At 66.2% G+C, this 21503-nt stretch carries 16 protein-coding genes; 14 read left to right on the top strand and 2 right to left on the bottom strand.

All coding sequences use genetic code 11. The features are described from left to right. The first annotated feature begins 235 nt into the window (after positions 1–235). Positions 236–1654, top strand: a complete 1419-nt coding sequence (locus VXJ37_RS15055; RefSeq protein WP_331323840.1) for a sugar porter family MFS transporter — start codon at positions 236–238, stop codon at positions 1652–1654. Positions 1655–1786: 132 nt separating this feature from the next. Beyond that, the gene (locus VXJ37_RS15050) at positions 1787–2923 is read left to right on the top strand and encodes an LOG family protein (RefSeq protein ID WP_331323839.1); all 1137 of its coding nucleotides are present in this window, start codon (positions 1787–1789) and stop codon (positions 2921–2923) included. 39 nt (positions 2924–2962) lie between these two features. On the opposite strand, the gene VXJ37_RS15045 is transcribed toward VXJ37_RS15050, so the two are convergent. Further along, on the bottom strand, positions 2963–4105 hold the full coding sequence (locus tag VXJ37_RS15045) for a VIT1/CCC1 transporter family protein (protein WP_331323838.1): 1143 nt from the start codon (positions 4103–4105) through the stop codon (positions 2963–2965). 267 nt (positions 4106–4372) lie between these two features. Here VXJ37_RS15045 and VXJ37_RS15040 point away from each other — a divergent pair, with 267 nt between their 5' ends. The 12 genes from VXJ37_RS15040 to VXJ37_RS14985 all read left to right on the top strand — a co-directional run bounded on the left by VXJ37_RS15040 (position 4373) and on the right by VXJ37_RS14985 (position 19800). Continuing rightward, positions 4373–4600 (top strand): hypothetical protein, encoded by a 228-nt coding sequence (locus VXJ37_RS15040; protein WP_331323837.1) that lies wholly within the window; start codon positions 4373–4375, stop codon positions 4598–4600. Between the two features lie 332 nt (positions 4601–4932). Beyond that, positions 4933–5508, top strand: coding sequence for a helix-turn-helix domain-containing protein (locus VXJ37_RS15035; RefSeq protein WP_331323836.1), 576 nt, complete (start codon positions 4933–4935; stop codon positions 5506–5508). Positions 5509–5755: 247 nt separating this feature from the next. After that, the gene (gene speB / locus VXJ37_RS15030; protein WP_331323835.1) at positions 5756–6820 is read left to right on the top strand and encodes an agmatinase; all 1065 of its coding nucleotides are present in this window, start codon (positions 5756–5758) and stop codon (positions 6818–6820) included. Positions 6821–6824: 4 nt separating this feature from the next. Continuing rightward, the gene (locus tag VXJ37_RS15025; protein WP_331323834.1) at positions 6825–8513 is read left to right on the top strand and encodes a thiamine pyrophosphate-binding protein; all 1689 of its coding nucleotides are present in this window, start codon (positions 6825–6827) and stop codon (positions 8511–8513) included. A 155-nt stretch (positions 8514–8668) separates the two neighbouring features. After that, a complete protein-coding gene (locus tag VXJ37_RS15020; RefSeq protein WP_331323833.1) occupies positions 8669–9160 on the top strand; it encodes a MarR family winged helix-turn-helix transcriptional regulator in 492 nt (163 codons plus the stop codon). Then, positions 9153–11384, top strand: coding sequence for an MDR family MFS transporter (locus VXJ37_RS15015; RefSeq protein WP_331323832.1), 2232 nt, complete (start codon positions 9153–9155; stop codon positions 11382–11384). The genes VXJ37_RS15020 and VXJ37_RS15015 overlap by 8 nt, the downstream gene beginning before the upstream one ends. Positions 11385–11620: 236 nt before the next feature. Beyond that, on the top strand, positions 11621–13354 hold the full coding sequence (locus VXJ37_RS15010; RefSeq protein WP_331323831.1) for an ABC transporter ATP-binding protein: 1734 nt from the start codon (positions 11621–11623) through the stop codon (positions 13352–13354). Then, entirely contained in the window at positions 13351–15429 is a 2079-nt protein-coding gene (locus VXJ37_RS15005) for an ABC transporter ATP-binding protein (protein WP_331323830.1), read from the top strand. Before VXJ37_RS15010 ends, VXJ37_RS15005 begins: the two co-directional genes overlap by 4 nt. Positions 15430–15467: 38 nt before the next feature. After that, positions 15468–15884, top strand: coding sequence for an acyl-CoA thioesterase (locus tag VXJ37_RS15000; protein ID WP_141943389.1), 417 nt, complete (start codon positions 15468–15470; stop codon positions 15882–15884). Between the two features lie 66 nt (positions 15885–15950). Then, positions 15951–16256: a PLD nuclease N-terminal domain-containing protein gene (locus tag VXJ37_RS14995; RefSeq protein ID WP_440589820.1), complete on the top strand. Its 306-nt coding sequence runs from the start codon at positions 15951–15953 to the stop codon at positions 16254–16256. 81 nt (positions 16257–16337) lie between these two features. After that, positions 16338–18569: an McrB family protein gene (locus tag VXJ37_RS14990; protein WP_331323829.1), complete on the top strand. Its 2232-nt coding sequence runs from the start codon at positions 16338–16340 to the stop codon at positions 18567–18569. Then, positions 18556–19800: a 5-methylcytosine restriction system specificity protein McrC gene (locus tag VXJ37_RS14985; protein WP_331323828.1), complete on the top strand. Its 1245-nt coding sequence runs from the start codon at positions 18556–18558 to the stop codon at positions 19798–19800. The genes VXJ37_RS14990 and VXJ37_RS14985 overlap by 14 nt, the downstream gene beginning before the upstream one ends. Here the strand turns inward: VXJ37_RS14985 and VXJ37_RS14980 are convergent. Continuing rightward, positions 19778–21433: a sensor histidine kinase gene (locus VXJ37_RS14980; RefSeq protein WP_331323827.1), complete on the bottom strand. Its 1656-nt coding sequence runs from the start codon at positions 21431–21433 to the stop codon at positions 19778–19780. The genes VXJ37_RS14985 and VXJ37_RS14980 overlap by 23 nt on opposite strands. Between the last annotated feature and the right edge of the window lie 70 nt (positions 21434–21503).

The raw sequence follows: 21503 nt of genomic DNA, 5'->3' as shown, positions 1-21503 counted from the left end.
CATTTTGCCACTATATGTTCTCTTGATAGGACATAGTTCCTTTCCTGATCGTAGCAGGCGCGCGGGACCGGTCAAGGGTGGCCCTGGCGCATGGCCGGGACGCTGTGCGGAAATTAAATTGTTCTGTCATTAAGACTTTCTATTGACGAGCAGTATTAGAGCGCTCTAAAGTCAGTGGCACGCATCACATTCCCGGACCATTCCTCCGGTCCCCGAGAGAATCTGAGAGGCAACAATGCTGTTGCAGAAACAAACCCAGAGCCCGTCCGGCAGCCAGCGGCGCGGCTACCTCGCCAGGCTCACCGTCATCTCCACCCTGGGCGGCCTGCTCTTCGGGTATGACACCGGCGTGATCTCCGGCGCCCTGCTGTACATGAACGACTCCCTGAACATGACCGCCGTCGAGGAAGCAACCGTGGTGAGCGCCCTGCTGTTCCCCGGTGCCGCCGTCGGCGCCCTCACCGGCGGCCGCATGGCGGACAAGCTGGGCCGCCGCGGCTCCCTGCTGGTCTGCGCGCTGCTGTTCCTGCTCGGGGCCATGGGCTGCGCACTGGCGCCGACCGTGACCTTCATGATCGCTGCCCGCATCGTCCTGGGCCTGGGCGTCGGCGCGGCCGCCGTGACCTGCCCGTTGTACCTGGCGGAAATGGCGCCGGCCCACCTCCGGGGCCGTATGGTGACCATCAACGAGCTCATGATCGTGACCGGGCAGATGCTCGCGTTCGCCATCAACGCCCTCCTGGACGCCCTGATCCACGACAATGAGGTATGGCGCACCATGCTGGGCATCGCCTCCATCCCGGCCCTTGCATTGCTTGCCGGCATGCTGATGCTGCCCGAGTCCCCCCGCTGGTACGCCATCCGCGGGCGCCTCGAGGAAAGCCGCCGCGTCCTGAACCTGAGCCGCAGCCCCCAGGAAGCAGCTGCGGAATTCGAGGAAATCGCCGCCGCCGCCAGCACCGCCAAGGAAGAACGCGGGCACGCCCTGCGCGACCTCAAGAACAACCCCTGGATGCGCCGGCTGCTCTGGATCGGCATCGGCCTGGCCGCCGTACAGCAGGCCACTGGCATCAATACCGTGAACTACTACGCACCCACCATCCTGGAAAAGAGCGGCCTCGGTGTCAGCGCCTCGCTCGTGGCAACCATTGGCGTCGGCGTCACTTCGGTCCTGATGACCATCCTGGGCATCTGGCTGCTTGGCTTCGTGGGACGCCGCAAGATGTTGATCATCGGCTTCTCCGGCGTGGTGGGCTCGCAGGCGCTGCTGGCCATCGTCTTCCTCCTGCCGCAGTCCGATCTGGCGAGCTACACCATCCTGGCGGCCATGATGCTTTTCGTGGCCTTCGTCCAGTGCTTCATCGGCACCTGCGTCTGGCTCCTGCTTTCCGAGATGTTCCCGCTGGCCATCCGCGGCTTTGCAATGGGCATCGCGGTCTTCGCCCTCTGGACCGTCAACGCCGCCATCTCTTTCCTGTTCCCCATCGTTGTCAACGCGCTCGGCTCCACGGGCACCTTCGGCCTGTTCGTCCTGGTCAACCTTGCATCCCTGGCCTTCGTGGCCAAATTCGTGCCGGAGACCAAGGGCCACTCGCTTGAGGACCTCGAAGCGCACTTCCGCGACGGTGAAGTGCCGGCAAAGGTCGGCGCCTAGCAATATCAGGCCACCACGCGTCGCGGGGGCTGGACCCGCTCTTCCGGCATCAACCGGACGGGCTGGTCCGGCCCCGCATGTGCATTGCGTGGCCTAGGCTGGCTCCATGATGAGGAGTTCGGGGCGGCGGCCATGAATTTCGCGGGCAGCCTTGGTCCCCGGCCCCGCAACCTTGAGGTCCAGGACCTGGCCAGTTTTGACCGGCTGGTGGCCGGGGGAGCGGTCAACCTGCATGGCTGGCATGCCCAGTCCCTGGACCTGCGGGGCCGCTCCGCTGCACTGAAGAACGTCAGTGTCGAGGGCGCGCTGTTCCTGGGCTGCACCTTTGACGAGGGCATGGAGGCAAACCTCCGCAGCCGCGGTGCCCTGATCTTTCCGCGGCTCGAGGGCGTCCCCTTCGATCCCTACCGGGCCGCACTGTATTCACCGGCCGAGCTCTACGCCGGGCTGGCAACGTCCCCCTACGAGGCGTTGCCGGACGCCCGCATCTACCACTGGAGCATCCAGCCTGGCCAGCGCCACCGCGTGGACTCAACCCTTGCCTCCGCACTGCACGACCATGCCATCGGAGACGCCCTGGATGAGCTGACCCGGTCCGGGGCGTGGACCCGCCGGTCGATCGTCGGTGTGATGGGCGGCCATGCGGCGCCGCGGGGGAGCGCGGGCTTTGCCCAGGCCGCCCAGCTGGGAAGGAAACTTGCCATCGCCGGTTATACCGTGGCCACCGGGGGCGGCCCGGGGGCCATGGAGGCGGCGAACCTGGGTGCATACCTGAGCCAGGCCTCCGACGGCGACGTACAGGCCGCGCTCTCAGCGCTCGCCGCTGTTCCCGGGTTCCGTCCCTCGGTGTCGGCATGGGCACGCGTGGCCGCCGCCGTCGTCGAACGCCACCCGGACGGGACGCCGTCGCTGGGCATTCCCACCTGGTTTTACGGGCACGAGCCGCCCAACTACTTCGCCACGCACATTGCCAAATACTTCGCCAACGCCATCCGGGAGGCCATCCTGCTGGAACTGTGCCACGGCGGGATCGTCTTCCTGCCCGGGGCCGCAGGCACGGTCCAGGAGATTTTCCAGGACGCGTGCGAAAACTACTACGGGGCGCGGGAAAAGGTGGCGCCCATGGTCCTGGTGGGGCGGAGCCACTGGGAGCAGGAGTATCCGGCATGGCCCATGCTGCAGAGCCTCGCGGCGGGGCGTGCCATGGCGGACTCCATCTTCCTGGTGGACACCGTGGATGAAGCAGTGGAGGTCCTCCAGCGGCGCTGAGTGCCGCCGGAGAACCTCCACGATATTTTCGGGACGCTGTTAGCCGACCGCCGTCCCAAACAACAGGCCCAGCAGGTAGGTGATGGCAGCCGCGCCCAGGCCGATAGCGAGTTGGCGCAGGCCGCGGGTCAGCGGGGACGTGCCGGACAGCAGGCCAACAGCGGCGCCGGTGGTCATGAGGGAGATCCCCACCAGGGCACCTGCCACCACGAGGGCGGTGACTCCCGTCAGGCCGAACAGGAACGGCAGGATGGGAACGATGGCGCCGGAGGCAAAGAAGCAGAAGCTGGACAGGGCCGCTCCCCACGCAGTACCAACAGCCTCGTGCTGGTCCACTTCCTCCGGCAGGTCCGGCTGCAGGGAAAGGCTGGGATCGCAGTCGCAGGACAGCAGTCCCATACGCTCGGCGACGCGGTGTTCGGCCGCCTCCAGGGACATCCCGCGGGCACGGTAGACCAGGAGGAGTTCGTTGTGTTCCAGGTCCAGCTTGGGCGCGGCCGCCAGCGTGACCTGCGTGGGCCGGGTGGCGGCGAGCAGTTCGCGCTGCGAGCGGACGGAGATGAACTCTCCGGCGCCCATGGACATGGCACCTGCCAGGAGTCCGGCGATGCCGCTGAGCAGAACCACGCTGCTGGCCACTCCGGACGCGGCCATGCCCATGACCAGGGAAAGGTTGCTGACCAGGCCGTCATTGGCGCCGAAGACAGCTGCCCGGAACGTGCCGGCCAGCCGGTTGCGGCCGCGGGTTGCCAGGCCCCGCACCACTTCCTCGTGGATCTGTTCATCGGCGGCCATGGCGTCGGTCGCGTTGGGGTCCTTGGCATAGGGGGAGCGGCCTTCGGCGCGCTGGGCAAGGGCCAGCACGAACACGGAGCCGAGGTGCCGGGCCAGGAATCCGAGGAAACGGCTGCGCGCGGACGCCCGCTTTGGTTTGCCCGCGTGTTCCCCCAGCATGGCCAGCCAGTGGGCTTCGTGCCGCCCCTCCGCCTCTGCCAGGGCCAGGAGGATGTCCCGTTCCTCGCCTTCACGGTTCTGGGCGAGGTCCCGGTAGACGGCGGCTTCGGCGCGCTCGTCGGCCAGGTACTGCCGCCACCGTTTGATGTTCGACGGCGAGGGCTGGCCCGGGTCCGTAGGGACCTCCGGGGGCGTGGCGTGGGATTCGGGCCGGGCGTGCTGCGACACTGTAACTCCTGGGCTTTAAAGGGCATGTACTCGCGCCTTTGCCCTGCCAGCCTACTGCGATTTTCCGGCGTTTTTTGGCTGGCAAACCTCGCTGCGAAGTTTCGGTCTGCCTCAAAACCGAATGCTTTCACTGTCCTGATTTTGGACGCCCCCTCACGGCTGTGGCGGCTATTGACCCTTTCGCCCGGCCGGTGCTGTGATGAAGGTGTGGCGCACCTCGCGCCCTACCTGAAAGAGCACGTCAGGCGAACAAACGGAGGTTGAATCATGAGCACCACCGGACAGCACCCGGACATGCCGCACCTGGACGCCGTAGAAGCGGACCCCGCCTACGACTATGCCGAGGATGCACCGGTAGACGACGCGGACTGGGACGCGGAGGACGCGCTGATCGACGAGGAAGAGCCGGTGGTCCAATCGCCGCCGGTGGTCATCGATGCCGAGGACCGTGAGGTCCCCCTCGATGACGACGAGCCGCGGGACACCGAGGGCTAGGGGCAAGGAAAGCAGGACTTACGACGGCGGCGCCTCCTTTCGCCGGAATGCGAAAGGAGGCGCCGCCGTCGTGCCTTACGTCTTTGCTGTTGCTTCAGGCCGTCGTAATGGGCTCGTTGGCGTAATGCCGTCCACGCCGCGGTAAGACGGGGCGTGATGCTTTATTGCCCTATAGGCAACACCAGTTTCCAGAGACTAGGGTGTGACGCCCGTGAGGGTGAAGGGTGGAAACGGCCCGCTTCCACCCGTGTGGCATGGGCGCGTCACAAAAGCGGCGCCCATTAGTATGGCTCCAGAGTGGAGCCGGATTGCCGGCCGTGAAAGGTTCGTAGATGAAGGCACTGCCAGTTGAGCCGAGCAATGTTCCCGTAGCCATTGGCTCCAGGATCCGGGCCGCCCGGCAGTCCCAGCGGCTCACCATCGAGCAGGTTGCCGAGGCTACCGGACTCACCAAGGGCTTCCTCAGCCGCGTGGAGCGGGACCTAACCTCTCCCTCCGTGGCTTCCCTGGTGACGCTCTGCCAGGTGCTGTCCATCTCCATCGGCGACCTTTTCGCGGCCCCGGAAACCCACCTGACAAAACGCAACGACGGCCCCCGCATTTCACTGGGCGGCCAGGGCATCGTGGAGCGCCTGCTGACCGCCCGGTCCGAACGCCGCGTCCAGATCATCCAGGCGGTCATCGAGCCGCATGGCCGCGGGGAGTCCGAACTGTATGCCGTGGACTGCGACGTGGATGTGCTGCACGTTATCAAAGGGTCCATCAAGCTGATCCTCACCAACGAGGAGTACGACCTCGATACGGGGGATACGGTGACCTTTCCGGGCCGTGAACCCCACACCTGGGTCAACCTGACGGACAAGCCGGTCGAGGTGCTCTGGGTCCTGGTGCCCGCCGCCAGCCGCTAACCACGCGGCCCCCACCCTGTTTTGCTCCGGCCCGGCGTCACGCAGGGCGGCCTTTCGCCGGCTTCACGCCCGCGCCCTCCTGCAAACGCGGGCATTCTGCCGCTCCCGCCTGCCCAAAGCGTGCTCTGCGTGACGGTGGCATGCCCACTGGAAGGTTGCGCGGTAAACACTTGATGCTCATTAGAAAACCGCCGTGTATGATGGCAGTCACAGACGTCCCCTCAACTCCTCGAAGGAGAGGCCTCCAATGGAAGAGCTGCGCATTGAAGCCAACGGCAACCTTGGCCCCATCGATTCATCCCGGATTCCCCGCTACGCCGGAGCTGCCACCTATGCCCGCCTTCCGCGCCTGGACCAGGTGGACAAGGCCGACGTCACCGTAGTGGGCGTTCCCTTCGACTCGGGGGTGTCCTACCGCCCCGGTGCCCGCTTCGGCGCCAACCACGTCCGGGAGGCCAGCCGCCTGCTGCGTCCCTACAACCCCGCCTGGGACGTCAGCCCGTTCGAGAACATCCAGGTGGCCGACGCCGGGGACATGGCGGTCAACCCGTTCAACATTAACGAAGCCATCGAGACCATCCAGCAGAACGCCCTGGACCTCACGGCCGCCGGGAGCAAGCTGCTGACCCTGGGTGGGGACCACACCATCGCCCTGCCGTTGCTGCGCGCCGCCGCCGAGCGTGCCGGCGGACCCATCGCCATGCTCCACTTCGACGCCCACCTGGACACGTGGGATACCTATTTCGGCGCCGAATACACCCACGGCACGCCCTTCCGCCGGGCGGTGGAGGAGGGCATCCTGGACACCGAGGCCATCAGCCACATCGGAACCCGGGGCCCGCTCTACGGCAAGAAGGACCTCGACGACGACCACCGCTTTGGGTTCGGCATCGTCACCTCCGCAGACGTCTACTACCAGGGTGTCCTGGAGACCGTCGCCAAGGTCCGGGACCGGATCGGCAACCGCCCGCTGTACATCTCCGTGGACATCGATGTCCTGGACCCCGCCCACGCCCCCGGCACCGGCACCCCTGAAGCCGGCGGCATCACCAGCCGCGAACTCCTCGAAATCATCCGCGGGTTCCGCGGCATGAACCTCGTGGGCGCCGACGTCGTGGAGGTCTCACCTGCCTACGACCACGCTGAGATCACCGGCGTCGCCGCCAGCCACGTCGCCTACGAACTGGTGACCCTCATGGCCGACAATGCCACGCCCGGCGACCGCTTCGGAGCCGACACCGGCTACCAGGCCCAAGCGTTGGGCCGGGAAGCCCGCCGCCCCGCCGGTTTCGCCGCAGCCGTCAAGGAGTAGGGCCGTGACGGAGCTGGGGGCACCCGTCCCGACGCAGGCGAGCGGTGTGCGGAACGGCGGCGACCTTGTCGTTGAGACCCTCGAGGCGCTAGGGGCGAAGACCGTCTTCGGCATACCGGGGCAGCACGCCCTGGGACTCTTTGACGCCATGGGCCGCGGCAACCTCCAGTTCGTGTCCTCCCGGGTGGAGAACAACAGCGCGTTCGCCGCGGACGGCTACTCCCGCGCCACCGGCGAAGTGGGCGTGCTCTTCCTGTCCACCGGCCCCGGTGCGCTGACATCGTTGGCCGGCCTCCAGGAAGCGTACGCCACGGGGGTGCCCATGGTGGTGGTGGCAAGCCAGATTCCGCTGGAGGGCCTGGGCGCCCGGCGCAAGGGCATGCTGCACCAACTCGACGACCAGAAGGCGTCTGCGGCCAACGTCACCAAAAGCCAGCGCCTGATCCAGCACGCGTCCGGCATCCCCTCTGCCATCCAGGACGCCTGGACCGAAGCCATCTCGTCCCCGCAGGGCCCGGTATGGCTGGAGATCCCGCAAAACGTCCTGCTGGATCCGATCATGGTGCCACCCGTGGAGGACGCCCTGGCCGAGGCGGCGGACAACCCGCCGCGCATTGAGCTGGTGCGCGAGGCCGTGAAGTGGTTGGAAGCGGCCAAACGCCCAGCCATCATCGCCGGTGGCGGTACCCGGCGTGGGAAGGCGGAGAAGTCGCTGCTCTCGATTGCCGAAAAACTGCGCGCGCCCGTAATCTGCACCCCCGGCGGCAACGGCGCCTTCCCCTGGAACCACGGGCTGTCGCTGCAGTCCTGGATCGAGGACCGGTACATGACCGACGTCCTGGAGGACGCGGACGTCCTGGTGGTCATCGGCTCGTCCCTGGGTGAGGTCACCTCCAACTACTTCACCTTCGAGCCGCGCGGCCGGATCATCCAGATCGACGCCGAACCGCGGGTTTTGGAGTCCAACCGGCCGGGTCTGGGCATCCGGGCCGATGCGGGCCAGGCGCTGGCCGCCCTGGATGAGGCACTCGAGCAGGGCAGGACAACGACGCCGGACTGGCATGGGAGCACCCCGGAAGACCTGGTCAGGGAGTCCCTTGCCAAGGTCCGGGCAAGGCTGGAATCGCAGGACCTGGCCAAGGAACTGAAGTTCATGGCGGACATCCGCGAGGCAGTGCCGGCGGACATGCAGACGTTCTGGGACATGACCATCGCAGCGTACTGGGGCTGGTCCTGCTGGGACGCGCGGCAGGGACAGTTCCATTCGGCCCAGGGCGCGGGCGGCCTGGGCTATGCCTTTCCCGGAGCCATTGGCGCGGCCGTCGGCCTGGAAACGCTGGGCAAACCTGCCCGGGTGCTTGCAGTCTCCGGCGACGGCTCGTCCATGTACTCCATTGCCGAGCTTGCCACCGCCAAACAGCACGACGTCCCCGTGACCTGGTTGATCGTTGACGACGGCGGCTACGGCATCCTGCGCGAGTACATGGTGGGCGCGTTCGGCAAGGCAACCGCCACCGAACTTGCCCGCCCGGACTTCGTGAGGCTCGCGGAATCTTTTGGCGTGCCTGCCACCCGGGTTGCCCCCGGGGACGTGGGGGACGCGCTCAGGGCAGGTTTTGCTGCGGACGGGCCCAACGTCGTCGTGGTTGAGACCCTGCTGAAGATGTTTGGCCCCACGCACCTGGCCACCTGACCCGCCTCCCGGTGGCAAGCGCTCCCTCTCTTTCCTGCCGCCGGCGGAAGGAGGGGGAGCGCTGTGCTTTAACGGCGCGGCAGAAGAAGTTCGTTTCCCTAAGCAACCTTTTTCTGGTACAGTTGCTTGCAGCAACTAATTCTTTAGGGAGGGTCATGTCTGTCGCACCGGCCACTGCAGCCGATCTCGTCAGCCACATCTACGACCTCCAGCGCGCATTGCGCTGCGTCACCATGATCAACGTCAAGGGCCAGGACACCGGCATCGCCCTGCAGGGGGTGCTGAAGTTCATCGGCGAAGGGGAAACCCGGGCGGCGCACCTGGCCGAGCGGCTGGGGGTCAGCCCGCCGGTCCTCAGCCGGCACGTGGCTGAGCTTGCGGACGCGGGCCTGGTGCTCCGGACTCCGGACCCGGACGACGGCCGCGCCCAGCTGCTGGCCCTTTCCCCGAGGGGCAAGGAAAAGCTGGCGGAACTGGTGCGGCACCGGGCGGAGGCGCTGCAGTCCTACCTCTCCGACTGGAATGAGGACGACGCCGTGGCAACGGCCGCGATGCTGAACAAGCTCACCGCATCCCTGAAGAATTCCATCCGGGCAAGGGCGGCCGGAACCACCAACGATCACACGCAGGAGTCCATCAATGGCTAACGTCACCGCCGCCGCGGACCAGGAGCAGGAGCGCCAGCGCCAACGCACTGCCAAACAGGAGTCGCGGCAATCCAAGCGCCACGAACCCGGCGCCCCCATGAACCACCGCCAGATCATGGAGGCCCTGACCGGCCTGCTGGCCGCCTTCTTCACCGCGATCCTGAGCAGCACCATCGTGGCCAACGCGCTGCCCACCATCATGTCCGAGCTCAAGGGCACCCAGACGGACTTCGCATGGGTCATCACGGCCGCGCTGCTCGCCAACGCAGCCACCACCCCCATTTGGGGCAAGCTCGCCGACCTCTTCGACAAGAAGGTCCTCGTCCAGCTGAGCATCGTGATCTTCGTGGCCGGATCCGTCATGGCCGGCTTCTCCGAAAACATCCCGTTCCTGCTGACCGCCCGCGTCATCCAGGGCATCGCCATGGGCGGCCTCACGGCCCTCGCCCAGGCCATCATCGGCTCCATCATTCCGCCCCGCGAACGCGGCAAGTACTCCGGTTACATGGGTGCGGTCATGGCTGTCGGCACCGCCGGCGGCCCGCTGCTGGGCGGTTTCATTGTGGACAGCTCCCTCGGCTGGCGCTGGACGTTCTTCGTCTGCGTGCCGCTCGCTGTCGTCGCCCTGATCCTGCTCCAGATCACGCTCAAGGTCCCGCACGTCAAGCGTCCCGCCAAGATCGACTGGCTGGGTGCCATCCTGCTGACCACCGGCGTAAGCCTGCTCCTGGTCTGGGTGTCCTTCGCCGGCAACCCTGATTACTACGACTGGTGGTCCTGGCAGTCCGTGGTGATGGTGGGCGGCGGTGTCCTCCTGCTCGCGCTGCTGGTGCTGGTTGAGTCCAAGGTGTCGCAGCCGATCATTCCGCTGAAGATCATCTCCGAGCGCACCACCGCACTGGCCATCATTGCTTCGGTTGCCGTCGGCGTTGCCATGTTCGGCTCCTCCACCTTCCTGGGCCAGTACTACCAGGTGGCCCGGGGCGCCACCCCGACCGAGGCCGGCCTGCTGACGCTGCCCATGATCGCCGGCAACCTGGTCGGCTCCGTAGTCTCCGGCCAGCTCATCAGCCGCTATGGCAAGTGGAAGCGGTTCCTTATCGGCGGCACCATCCTGCTGATCGGCGGCCTGGCGATGGCAGGAACCCTGACCCACACCACCGAACTTTGGCTGGCAGGGCTGTACACCGCGGTCCTGGGCGTGGGCCTGGGCATGCTGATGCAGAACCTGGTCCTGGCAGTCCAGAACACCGTCCGCGCCACGGACATCGGTTCAGCCAGTGCCTCCGTTGCCTTCTTCCGCTCCTTCGGCGGCGCCATTGGCGTGTCCGTTTTGGGCGCCGTCATGTCCAACCACGTGACGGAACTTGCCACTGACGGGCTCGCGAAGCTGGGTATCAAGGCCAGCGGAAACGGTGGTGCCAGCCTGGACCTGGCAGACCTTCCCGCGCCGGTCGCCGACGTCATGCGCGCAGCCTACGGCGACGCCACGGCGGGCATCTTCATGATCTCGGCAGTGGTCAGCGCGGTTGCCCTGATCGCCGTGATCTTTATCAAGGAAGTGCCTCTGCGCAAGACCGTCGACATCACCCCGGAAGCCACCCCGCAGGCCAACGCTGCCGGCGAAGCGGGCATGACGGCGATGACCGGCCAACTGCCCATGGTCTCCGGCACTGCTCCGCAAGGGGACCTTCCCGCTGCGATGACCGGCCGCAGTGCAGCCCGCGCAGGCTCGGCCGCTGCACCCGCCAAGAGGTACGACGGCGGTGCTGCCGCAGCCGCCGCAGCATCCGGCCGGCTGGCCACGGAGGACCTTGAAGAAGTGTTCGCGCGCAGCTTCAGCTCCGAGGGGCTGGGCAGCCCGGACGGGCTGGGCCTGGGAACCGCTGACAGCGTTGAAAAGGCTGCCGACGCCGTGGCCAGTGCCGCGGCCACGCTGCAGAAACTGCAGGAAACCCAGCACCTGCTGGCGCGCCAGCAGGCGGAGCTCGGCGGCCTGGTCCTGGACATCCAGGAACAGCTGACCTCCCAGCGGGAGGTGGCCGCAAAGCAGGCCGCCACGGCGGCAGAGCTCAGCAGGCTGCAGCGCAAGCTCCTGAAGGAACGGAAACTCCAGGCTGCCGCGGCACTGTACTTGGTGGGCCACGGCAGGCACAGCGCAGCTGCCCCGGAAGCGGCAGGCCAGTCCGCGGCTTCCCCGGAGGAGCCTCGCCAAGGGCTATGACCCGCAGCAGCTGTTGCGCCCGGTTGCGCGCCGCCAGGCGGCGAAGCCCGCCAGGCTAACTGCAGCAACGTGGAGGCCGCGGTCCGTGCCGGATAATTTCCGGTGGGGCCGCGGCCTCCTGCGTGCGGGGATGGCCCTGGCCGTCCCCGCGCAGCAATGTCTTCCGGGCGGGATTTTCACGGCAAATTTGCCGTCCGGGGCACCCATTGTCGGTGGTCCTCACTAGAGTGGGCTCCATGCTCCTCACCCTGATACGGCGCTATTCCCGACCCTACGCGCCGTACATCCTGGCAGTCGTCATTTTCCAGCTCGCATCCACCATTGCCGCGCTCTACCTGCCCAGCCTGAACGCGCAGATCATCGATGAAGGGGTGGCTCGTGGAGACACCGATTTCATCTGGCGCACGGGTGCGCTGATGCTCCTGGTGGCGTTGGCGCAGGTGGCTGCGGCCATCGCCGGCGTGTACTTCGGTTCCAGGGCAGCCATGGCAGTGGGCCGGGACCTGCGCCGCGCGGTGTTCAGGAAGGTCACCAGCTTCTCGGCCAGGGACGTGAACGCCTTCGGCGCTCCCACCCTGATCACCCGCGGCACCAACGATGTCCAGCAGGTGCAGATGCTCCTGCTGATGGGGCTGAACTTCATGGTGGCCACACCCATCATGTGCATAGGCGGCATCGTCATGGCGCTTCGAGAGGACCTCAACCTGTCCTGGCTCGTCTGGGTGTCCGTGCCGCTGCTGGGTGTGGTGGTGGGTTACCTGGTGGTCCGGCTTATCCCGCTGTTCCGTTCCATGCAGCGGAAAATTGACGGCATCAACGCCGTATTGCGTGAGCAGATCATTGGCATCCGCGTGGTGCGTGCCTTCGTTCGGGAACCCTATGAAACGGACCGTTTCGGTGCGGCCAACCGGGAGCTGACGGACGTGTCGCTCCGGATCGGCGCCCTGTTCGTCCTGATGTTTCCGGCCATCACCATGATCCTGCACCTCTCCACTGCCGCCGTGCTCTGGTTCGGCGGCCAACGTGTGGATGCCGGCGCCATGCAGGTGGGATCGCTGACCGCGTTCCTGCAGTATCTGCTGCAGATCCTGATGGCCGTCATGATGGGCACCTTCATGGCCATGATGATCCCGCGCGCCTCGGTATGCGCCGACCGCATCGGCGAGGTGCTCGACGTCGAACCCTCCATCCACGAGCCCCAGGACCCGCAGGCTCCTGCTTCGCTCGCCGGCGTGGTGGAGTACCGCAATGTCACCTTCGCCTACCCGGGCGCCGAGTCCCCGGTTCTCAGCAACATCAGTTTCACTGCCCGTCCCGGGCAAACCGTTGCCATCATCGGGTCCACCGGCGCCGGCAAGACTTCCCTGCTGTCCCTCCTGCCCAGGCTGTACGACCCCGTGGAGGGCCAGGTGCTGCTGGACGGAGTCCCGGTGGACCGGCTGGACCGCGCAGAAATTACCAAGCGCGTTGCCCTGGTCCCACAGCGTCCATACCTGTTCTCCGGAACCATTGGGCACAACCTGCGCTTCGGCAGGACCGAGGCAACGGACCAGGAACTTTGGGATGCCCTCCGGGTAGCGCAGGGCGACTCCTTTGTGCGGGAGAAGAAAAACGGGCTGGATTCCCGGATCTCCCAGGGCGGCACCAACGTCTCCGGGGGCCAGCGCCAGCGCTTATGCATTGCCCGGGCCCTGGTCACCAAACCGCGGGTCTACCTCTTTGATGACTCTTTCTCCGCACTGGACGTGGCCACGGATGCCCGGCTCCGTGCCGCACTCAAGGACACCACCGCGGACGCCACAGTGATCATCGTGGCCCAGCGGATCTCCACCATCACCGGGGCCGACCAGATCCTGGTCATGGACAACGGCCGGATCGTGGACCGCGGCACACATGAGGAACTCCTTGAAACGTCGCCCACCTATCAGGAAATTGTCGAATCCCAGCTGAGCGTGGAGGAAGTGGCATGAGCCTCCGGAAGAAGGACCTCGCTCCCGTGGAGGAGACACCGCTGACCGCCCAGCCGGCTCCGGGGGAGGTCCGAACGGCCCCGCACCAGCCGGCGGACGACGATTTCATCGAAGCTGAATTCCAGCCCACCGAAGCCGACGGCGGCGTGTTCGGCGCCATGCCCGCCAAGAAGGCTGAACATTTCTGGCCGTCCGCCAAGCGGCTCATGGGCCTGCTGAAGCCCGAGGCCCTGGGCATCTCCGCCGTGGTGGGCCTGGTGGTCATCTCCGTGGTCCTCAACGTCATAGCACCCAAGATCCTGGGCCAGGCCATGGACGTCATCTTCGCCGGTGTGGTGGGCAAACAGCTGCCCGCCGGTGCGAGCAAGGAACAGTTTGTTGCCGGCCTGCGCCAGCAGGGCCAGGACAACTTCGCGGACATGCTGTCCCGGATGGAGCTGGTACCCGGCACCGGCATCAACTTCGACAAGCTCACCATGCTCATTGCCATCGTCCTGGTGATGTACTTCGTGGCGAACATCTTCATGTGGCTGCAGGGGTACGTCCTGAACCGCATCGTCATGAAGGTTATCCGGCGGCTGCGCGATGCCACGGAAACCAAGCTGAACCGCCTGCCGCTGAACTACTTCGACACCCGCCAGCGCGGCGACGTGCTGTCCCGGGTAACCAACGACGTCGACAACATCCAGCAGGCGCTCCAGCAGGCGTTCGCCCAGCTGGTCAACTCCGTGCTGACCGTGGTGGGCATCGTGATCATGATGTTCATCGTTTCCTGGCAGCTTGCCCTGATCGCCCTGGTTGCCCTGCCGTTGTCAGGGGTGGCTGCAGGCATCATCGGTGCCCGGAGCCAGAAACTCTTCGCCGCCCAGTGGAAGAACACCGGCTCATTGAACGGCCAAATCGAGGAATCCTTCTCGGGCCACGACCTGGTCCGCGTTTTCGGCCGGGAAGCGGACATGCTGGCACGGTTCGAGGAACGCAACGAGGCGCTCTACAAGGCAAGCTTCGGGGCGCAGTTCGTGTCCGGGATCATCTTTCCCGTCATGCAGTTCGTCTCCTACCTCAGCTATGTGGGGATCGCCGTCGTGGGTGGTCTCCGCGTGGCGTCCGGGGCCATGTCCCTGGGCGATGCCACAGCGTTCATCCAGTACTCCCGCGAATTCACCCAGCCGCTGGGCCAGATGGCCGGCATGGCCAACATGCTGCAGTCCGGCGTGGCGTCCTCGGAACGCGTTTTCGAATTCCTGGACGCCGGCGAACAGGACGCGGAGACTGCCACCGAACACCTGCCGGCCAAGACCGACGGGCACGTCGACTTCAGGAACGTCAGCTTCAGCTACACCCCGGACAAGCCGCTCATCGACAACCTTTCCTTTACCGCGGAGCCCGGCAACACCGTGGCGATCGTCGGTCCCACCGGAGCGGGCAAGACCACCTTGGTGAACCTGGTCATGCGGTTCTATGAGCTCAGTTCCGGGTCCATCCTGCTGGACGGCGTGGACATCACCCACCTCAGCCGCTCCGAGCTGCGCTCCAAGGTGGGGATGGTCCTGCAGGACGCCTGGTTGTTCGGCGGCTCCATTTACGACAACATCCGCTACGGCAACCTGGGGGCCACAGAGGAACAGGTCATGGCAGCGGCCAAGGCGACGTTCGTGGACCGGTTCGTCCGGGCCCTGCCCGAGGGCTACGACACCGTCATCGATGAAGAGGGCAACAACGTCAGCGCCGGCGAAAAGCAGCTGATCACCATCGCGCGCGCCTTCGTGGCCAACCCGTCGCTCCTGATCCTGGACGAGGCCACCAGCTCTGTGGACACCCGCACCGAGCTCCTGGTCCAGAAGGCCATGGCGGCGCTGCGCTCGGACCGGACCAGCTTCGTGATCGCGCACCGTCTCTCAACCATCCGCGATGCCGATACGATCCTGGTCATGGAGAACGGACGAATCGTGGAACAAGGCAACCATCAGGTGCTGCTGGGGGCGGCCGGTGCCTACCATCGCCTCTACATGTCCCAGTTTGCGGGTGCGGACGCGGGGGAGACCGCGGATGATTCGACGGCGGTGCGCAGCTGAGCGCGCACGGCGGCCAGAGGATCGAAGTCCTGGTACCCATGCGGTGGGGTGACATGGACGCCTATGGCCACATCAACAACGTCCAGATCGTGCGGATGCTGGAGGAAGCGAGAATCGCGGCCTTCGGGCCGCCGCGGGGAGCAGGGCTTCCCGGGATCGAACCTCCCGTGTCGTTGTTCAACGACGTACCAGACGGAACCCTGGCGCTGGTGGTGGACCACAAGATCCGGTATGTCAGGACGCTGGAGTACCGCAACGTTCCGGCGGTGGTGCAGGTGTGGATCGGCGCCGTAAAAGGCGCGAGCTTCGATATCCACTACCTGCTCCAGGACCCTGTCACCAGGGAGGACTGCGTGAAGGCCAGCAGCCACCTCGCGTTCGTGGACGAAGCCACCGGCCGGGTGCAGCGGATTACCCAGGAACAAAAAGACCGGATGGCGCCCTACAGGCACTAAGACTCTGGTCAGGCCTGCACCGGACACATTGGACTGGAAACAACCACCAGAGCGAAAGGAAGCCCGATGGCCCGGAACAAGAGCAAGGCCCCGAACAAGATGGCATTGAACAGGAGCCGCAGGAACAAGGCCCACGCACGCAGGCAGAAGAAGACGTGGAAAGAGATGTCGCCTTCAGGCAAGGCCGGCACCATCCTCGGTGCCGTGGCGCAGGTATCCCTGCTGGTTGCCGCCCAGCGGGACATCTCGCGCAGGCCTGCCGAACTCATCAACGGCCCCAAGGCTGCATGGCGGGCCGCGTCCTTTGTTAACTTCATCGGTCCCATGGGGTACTTCGTGTTCGGCAGGAGGCGGTCCGCCGCCGGCAAATAGGCAGGTCCGGAACGCTGGCGGCGCAGGGGCGGCCAGCTGCCGTGGAGCGGGCGTCCAGCTTCACCCTGTAAATTTGAGGGCATGACCCCCACTGCCACTGCTGCCATGACCCGCGCCCTCGGCATCTCGAAGGAGATCGAGGACGCTGCATGGTTCGTGCTGGGGCCCGGCCTGCAGGGAAAAGCGTCACCCCTGGACGGCCGCACCAGGACCTGGTCCGTTCCGGCGGCCGCCGAGCTGCTTGACCGGCTGGACCGCGGCATCCCGGACCCAAAGGCCCCGATGATGACCAACCTCCGGGAGAACCTGGATGGTGCCACGCGCGGGGCCAAGCAGCTCGCCGTCGAGCTGCTTTTCCTGCAGTCACTGCCGCTGGCCCACGAAGTGAAGTCCCTGAAGGTCAAGCGCGCCCGCGTTGCTGAAGCCGCCGGCTGGCTGGAACCGCCGCTCGAGCTTCCCGAGGAGCTGTACGCGGGCATGACGGACCACGGTGTGATCCGCGACCGGACCGCCGAGTTCAACTGGACCATCTGGGACCACCTCAAATGGCTGTGCCGGTTCGTCCGGAACGTCGCGCAGCGCCCGGCCGCCGTGGTGCAGGCCGCCATCAAGGACCCGCTGCAGTTCCACCATCTGGCCGCCTCCACCCCGGAGGACCAGCCCGCCATCCGCCGCAGCATCGAATTCCTGGCGTGGCCCAGCTACTTCGAGCCCGTGGTGGCGGACGTGGAGCGGCAGGAGATCCGGGACGCGTTCGCCTCGCTGGTGGGCGGGGCCAACGGTGATACCGAAGAAGACATCACCGCCGATATCCACCGCATCCGCCTGCACCTGGACGAGCAGGCCGGCCAGCGCATCGACTGGTACTCCCGGCAACTGGTCAGCCAATGGCGCAAAGTGGGCGATCCCGGCCGGCGCGCGTGGCTGCTGCGGACGCACAGCGACCATGCCGAGCTGCTCACCGCGTGGCACGGCGAGGAAAAGGTGACCCTCGACGTCGAACATCTCCGCCACCTGGACCCCGGCGTCACTGCCGGTGTGGTCCAGCACGCCGTGGACGAGGACTACAAGCACCTTGGCTACGTGGAGCGCGAGGACACCAAGACGGCGGTTTTCGCCTTCCTGACGGTCATGAAGCCGGGCGACCTGGTGCTCTACCAGCACGCCGGAACCGTCCGCCTGGGCGGCGTGCTGGGGGAGCCCGAGTACAACGACGACAACCGCCGGCTGCGGCGCAAGGTGCGCTGGTTCGACGACGGCCACACCACCACCAGCCTGCCCCGGCACGTCCAGCGCCAGCTGGCCACCCCCGGCATCGTGGTGGACGTGACCCGCGTGGTCCAGGCGCTGCAGGCGCTGCTGCCCGCGGAGGCCGAAACCGAACCTGACGCCGACACCGAGGGCGCCGCCGTCGTCCCTCCCGTGCAGGAGGGCTTCCGCCCGCTGACCCCGGAGTTCGCCGCGTCGCTGCACATGGAGCTGGAACCGCTCCAGGAGATCGCCGACCTGCTGGAGGAAAACCGGCAGCTGGTCCTCTACGGTCCGCCCGGCACCGGCAAGACCTACCTGGCCAAGCACCTGGCTGCCGAGCTGGCGGACGACACCACGGACGAGCGGGTCAAACTCGTCCAGTTCCACCCGTCGTACGCCTACGAGGACTTTTTCGAGGGCTACCGGCCGGACAAAACCGACGAAGGCCAGGTTTCGTTCAAACTTGTGGCCGGGCCGCTGCGCCGCCTGGCGGAGGAAGCCGCGAAGCCCGGAAATGAGAAGAAGCCGTACTTCCTGATCATCGACGAGATGAACCGCGCCAACCTGGCCAAGGTGTTCGGCGAGCTGTACTTCCTGCTGGAATACCGCGATGACCGCATTTACCTGCAGTACAGCCCCAATGAGCCGTTCACGCTGCCGGACAACCTGTACATCATCGGCACCATGAACACCGCGGACCGGTCCATTGCCATGATGGACGCTGCCATCCGGCGCCGGTTTTCCTTCATTGAACTGCACCCGCAGACCGAGCCGGTGAAGGGCTCCCTCCACCGGTTCCTGCAGGCCCGCCAGCTCGACCCCACCCCGGCTCTGCTGCTGGACGCGCTTAACGGTGCCATCGACGAGTGGGACCGCGACCTGATGATCGGGCCGTCCTACTTTATGAAGCCCGCCGCCCAGACCCCTGCCGGGCTGCGCCGGATCTGGAAGTACGAGCTGATGCCGCTGCTGGAGGAGCACTACCACGGCCAGCTGACGCGGGCGCAGCTGGAGGAGCGGTTCGGGCTGGACCAGCTGCTGGGACGCATTGCAGCGCGCTGATCCCCGCGCGTCCGTGCGGCACCTGGTCCTGGACGAACTGTCCAGCGGCCTGGTGGAACGGCTGGACGCACCAAGCGCTTCCTTCCTGAACTCCAGCGGGCTGGCCAAGGCGTCGCCCATGGGCATGGGCCTGTACCGCATCGAGCCGGTGGGCAAGGTGGGGTCCGTACGGACGCCCACTGTCCAGCTGGACGTGCGGCCCAAGGACCGGCTGGGCCTCAGCCGGCTCCTGTTCCTGCTCAGTTACGCGGGGGAGCAGGGCTTCCGGCCTGCCCTGGTGGCAGCGGAGGAGGAACAGGACCTCTGGAGTGCGCTGGCCGAATCGCTGGCGCAGCTCGCCGAGCGGGCCATGGGCCGCGGTGTCCTGCAGGGCTATCTCACGGTGGACGAGTCGCTCCGTACCGTCAAGGGGCGGATCCGGATCTCCGACCAGATCTCCCGGCGCCCCGGCATGCTGGTTCCCTTGGAGGTGTCGTACGACGAATTCACCGAAGACATCGCCGAAAACCGGATCCTGCGGGCGGCGCTCGAGCGGATGGGGCAGGTGCCCGGCGTCCGCCCCGACGTGCTGGGCCGGCTGCGCCAGCTGAAGGGAAAGCTCGACGGCGTCACCCGCCTTCCATCCGGCGCCCCGGTCCCAGCCTGGCAGCCCACCAGGATGAACCTGCGCTACCACGCCGTGCTTCGCCTGGCCGACCTGATCCTGCGGAACGCATCGGCTGAAGCGGGTGAGGGCAAGCAGCAGACGGCATCGTTCGTCGTGGACATGGCGCAGGTGTTCGGGGATTTTGTGGGCACCGCGCTGCGAAGCGCCATGGCTGCATATCCGGGGGAGCTGCGGCTGCGCTTCAACGTCCTGCTCAGTGAGGCCGTGAACGACGCTGACCGCCTCTCCGTGCGTCCGGACGCGGTCCACATGCTCGGCGGCCGGCCTGTAGTGGCGTACAACGCCAAATACAAGGCTGCCTCGGATGCCGGCGCCTCCCTGACGGCTGACCACTACCAAATGCTGGCCCACTGCACCGCGCTCGCCGTGCCCTCCGCCTGGCTCGTCTACGCCGGCAAGGGTGAGGTCAAGCTCCGCCGCATCCTCAACACCGACATCGACATCGTGGAGTACCCGCTGGACCTCAGCCAGCCGCCGTCGGCCATTCTTGCCTCGATCCAGGAACTTGCCCGCCAGTCCTGGGGCGAAGTGGTGAGGGTTGCTACACCGGCACCCGGAACGTAAAGGTCGTTCCCTTGCCCAGGGTGCTGTCGACGCCAATGGTGCCGCCATGCGCCTCGACGATCGCTTTGCTGATGGGCAGCCCCAGGCCCACGCCGGGGATGGCGGTGCGGCGCACGCTGCTGGTGCGGAAGAACTTGGCGAACACCTCTGAAGCGTCCTCCGGGCTCATGCCCATTCCGGTATCCGAAACGTGGCAGGCCACGTGCCCGTCCTCCTGTGCCAGCGAAACCACTACCTCGCCGCCGTCGGGCGAGTACTTGATGGCGTTGGACACCAGGTTGTCCAGGACCTGCGAAATGCGGGCACTGTCCACGTGGGCTTCCAGCTGGTCCGGGGTTTCCGCCCGCAGTTCGACGCCTGCCGCCACCGCCCGTGGCATAGCCGAGGACACGCTGCTGCGCACCAGTTCGGCAACGTCCACCGCATGCGGCGTCACGATCAGCTGCCCGTTCCGGCTGGACAGCAGGTCCGAGACCAAGGTCAGGAGCCGCTCCGAATTCCGGCGGATGATCTCCAGCATGTCGCGTTGCGATTCGTCCGGCTCATCGGCGAGCAGGATCTCCACGTAGCCAAGGATGGACGTCAGCGGGGTGCGGAATTCGTGGGAAACGTTCGAGACGAAGTCGTCCTTGGCGGCCAGCGCGTTCACCAGGTCCGTCACGTCGCTGAAGACGATGACGGAGCCGGTGAAATTGCCGTCGGAATCCTTCATGGCACGCGCCGTCGTCACCAGGGCGCGCTGGTCCTTCCCTTCACCCAGCCACACCAGGTAGTCCGTAAAGGTTTCGCCAAGAACGGCCCGTCGGACCGGGCGCTCCTGGACGGGGATCAACGTCTTCCTGTCGGGCCCAAAGACCAGCAGCTGGGACTCGTTGGGGTCCGCAATGTCTTTTGGCCGGGCCAGCTCGTGGTTGGCGCGCTGCTTACGGTTCATGAGGACGTCGTGACCGTCCGCATCCACGGCCAGGACGCCCAGGTGCACGGTGTCCAGAATGGTGTTCAGCAGTGATTCCTGTCGTTTGCTGGTGCGGAGGTTGGCCCGCAGCAGCTCGTCCTTCTCCTCCAGCTGCTTTTGCTGGCGCATCATGCTCAGGGTCAGGACGCTCACCGACACGCCGATGCCGAGCATCATGACCGGAAGCAACAGGGACCGCGCAAAATCCTGTGGATTGTTGTCGCCCTTCAGCAGGAGCGGCACCCAGATGATGGCCAGCGGTCCCAGGAAGGATAACCAGAGGGCCGTCCGCGCGTGGTATCCGGACGCGCAGAACCAGATGACCGGAAACACCGCGAGCAGGCTGATCCCCGTCAGGCCGTCCTGGCCGCCTTCCCTGCCCGCGGCAATGGAGACGAAATCAAGCAGCGGGATGGCAAGGAAACTGGTGTAGGGCAGCCGGTCCCACGGGATGGCGTAGCACAGCGCCATGATCGCCAGCTGCGATACGAGGAACGCCACGAACAGGGGGTTGTTCATCGTGTCCGGGAAGAACGCCCACATCAGCGCGGCTGTCAGGATCGTGGTCACGAACAGGGGCATCTGGCTCATGGCCACCCTGTCCGTGAGGCGGTATTCGTGAAAGGGGCGCTTGAAAAACCGCAGCCGTCCCGGTGACCAGGCCGTGTGGGCGGTCATGGCGCCGGGGACGCGGAAGTGGGGGTGTGCGGGACCATACCAGCAGGATATCCGCAGGCAGCTATACTTC

The organism is Pseudarthrobacter phenanthrenivorans, assembly GCF_036455295.1.
In the GTDB taxonomy this organism is placed as follows: domain Bacteria; phylum Actinomycetota; class Actinomycetes; order Actinomycetales; family Micrococcaceae; genus Arthrobacter; species Arthrobacter phenanthrenivorans_C.
Note: the sequence above shows the minus strand (reverse complement) of the source record. Positions and strands in the feature narration are given on the sequence as shown.

Bases quoted from the DNA above. Each gene is read 5' to 3' on its own strand.
- VXJ37_RS15055 (WP_331323840.1), top strand. From the start codon at position 236: ATGCTGTTGCAGAAACAAACCCAGAGCCCGTCCGGCAGCCAGCGGCGC.
- VXJ37_RS15050 (WP_331323839.1), top strand. From the start codon at position 1,787: ATGAATTTCGCGGGCAGCCTTGGTCCCCGGCCCCGCAACCTTGAGGTC.
- VXJ37_RS15040 (WP_331323837.1), top strand. From the start codon at position 4,373: ATGAGCACCACCGGACAGCACCCGGACATGCCGCACCTGGACGCCGTA.
- VXJ37_RS15035 (WP_331323836.1), top strand. From the start codon at position 4,933: ATGAAGGCACTGCCAGTTGAGCCGAGCAATGTTCCCGTAGCCATTGGC.
- speB (WP_331323835.1), top strand. From the start codon at position 5,756: ATGGAAGAGCTGCGCATTGAAGCCAACGGCAACCTTGGCCCCATCGAT.
- VXJ37_RS15020 (WP_331323833.1), top strand. From the start codon at position 8,669: ATGTCTGTCGCACCGGCCACTGCAGCCGATCTCGTCAGCCACATCTAC.
- VXJ37_RS15015 (WP_331323832.1), top strand. From the start codon at position 9,153: ATGGCTAACGTCACCGCCGCCGCGGACCAGGAGCAGGAGCGCCAGCGC.
- VXJ37_RS15010 (WP_331323831.1), top strand. From the start codon at position 11,621: ATGCTCCTCACCCTGATACGGCGCTATTCCCGACCCTACGCGCCGTAC.
- VXJ37_RS15005 (WP_331323830.1), top strand. From the start codon at position 13,351: ATGAGCCTCCGGAAGAAGGACCTCGCTCCCGTGGAGGAGACACCGCTG.
- VXJ37_RS15000 (WP_141943389.1), top strand. From the start codon at position 15,468: ATGCGGTGGGGTGACATGGACGCCTATGGCCACATCAACAACGTCCAG.
- VXJ37_RS14995 (WP_440589820.1), top strand. From the start codon at position 15,951: ATGGCCCGGAACAAGAGCAAGGCCCCGAACAAGATGGCATTGAACAGG.
- VXJ37_RS14990 (WP_331323829.1), top strand. From the start codon at position 16,338: ATGACCCCCACTGCCACTGCTGCCATGACCCGCGCCCTCGGCATCTCG.
- VXJ37_RS14980 (WP_331323827.1), bottom strand. From the start codon at position 21,433: ATGACCGCCCACACGGCCTGGTCACCGGGACGGCTGCGGTTTTTCAAG.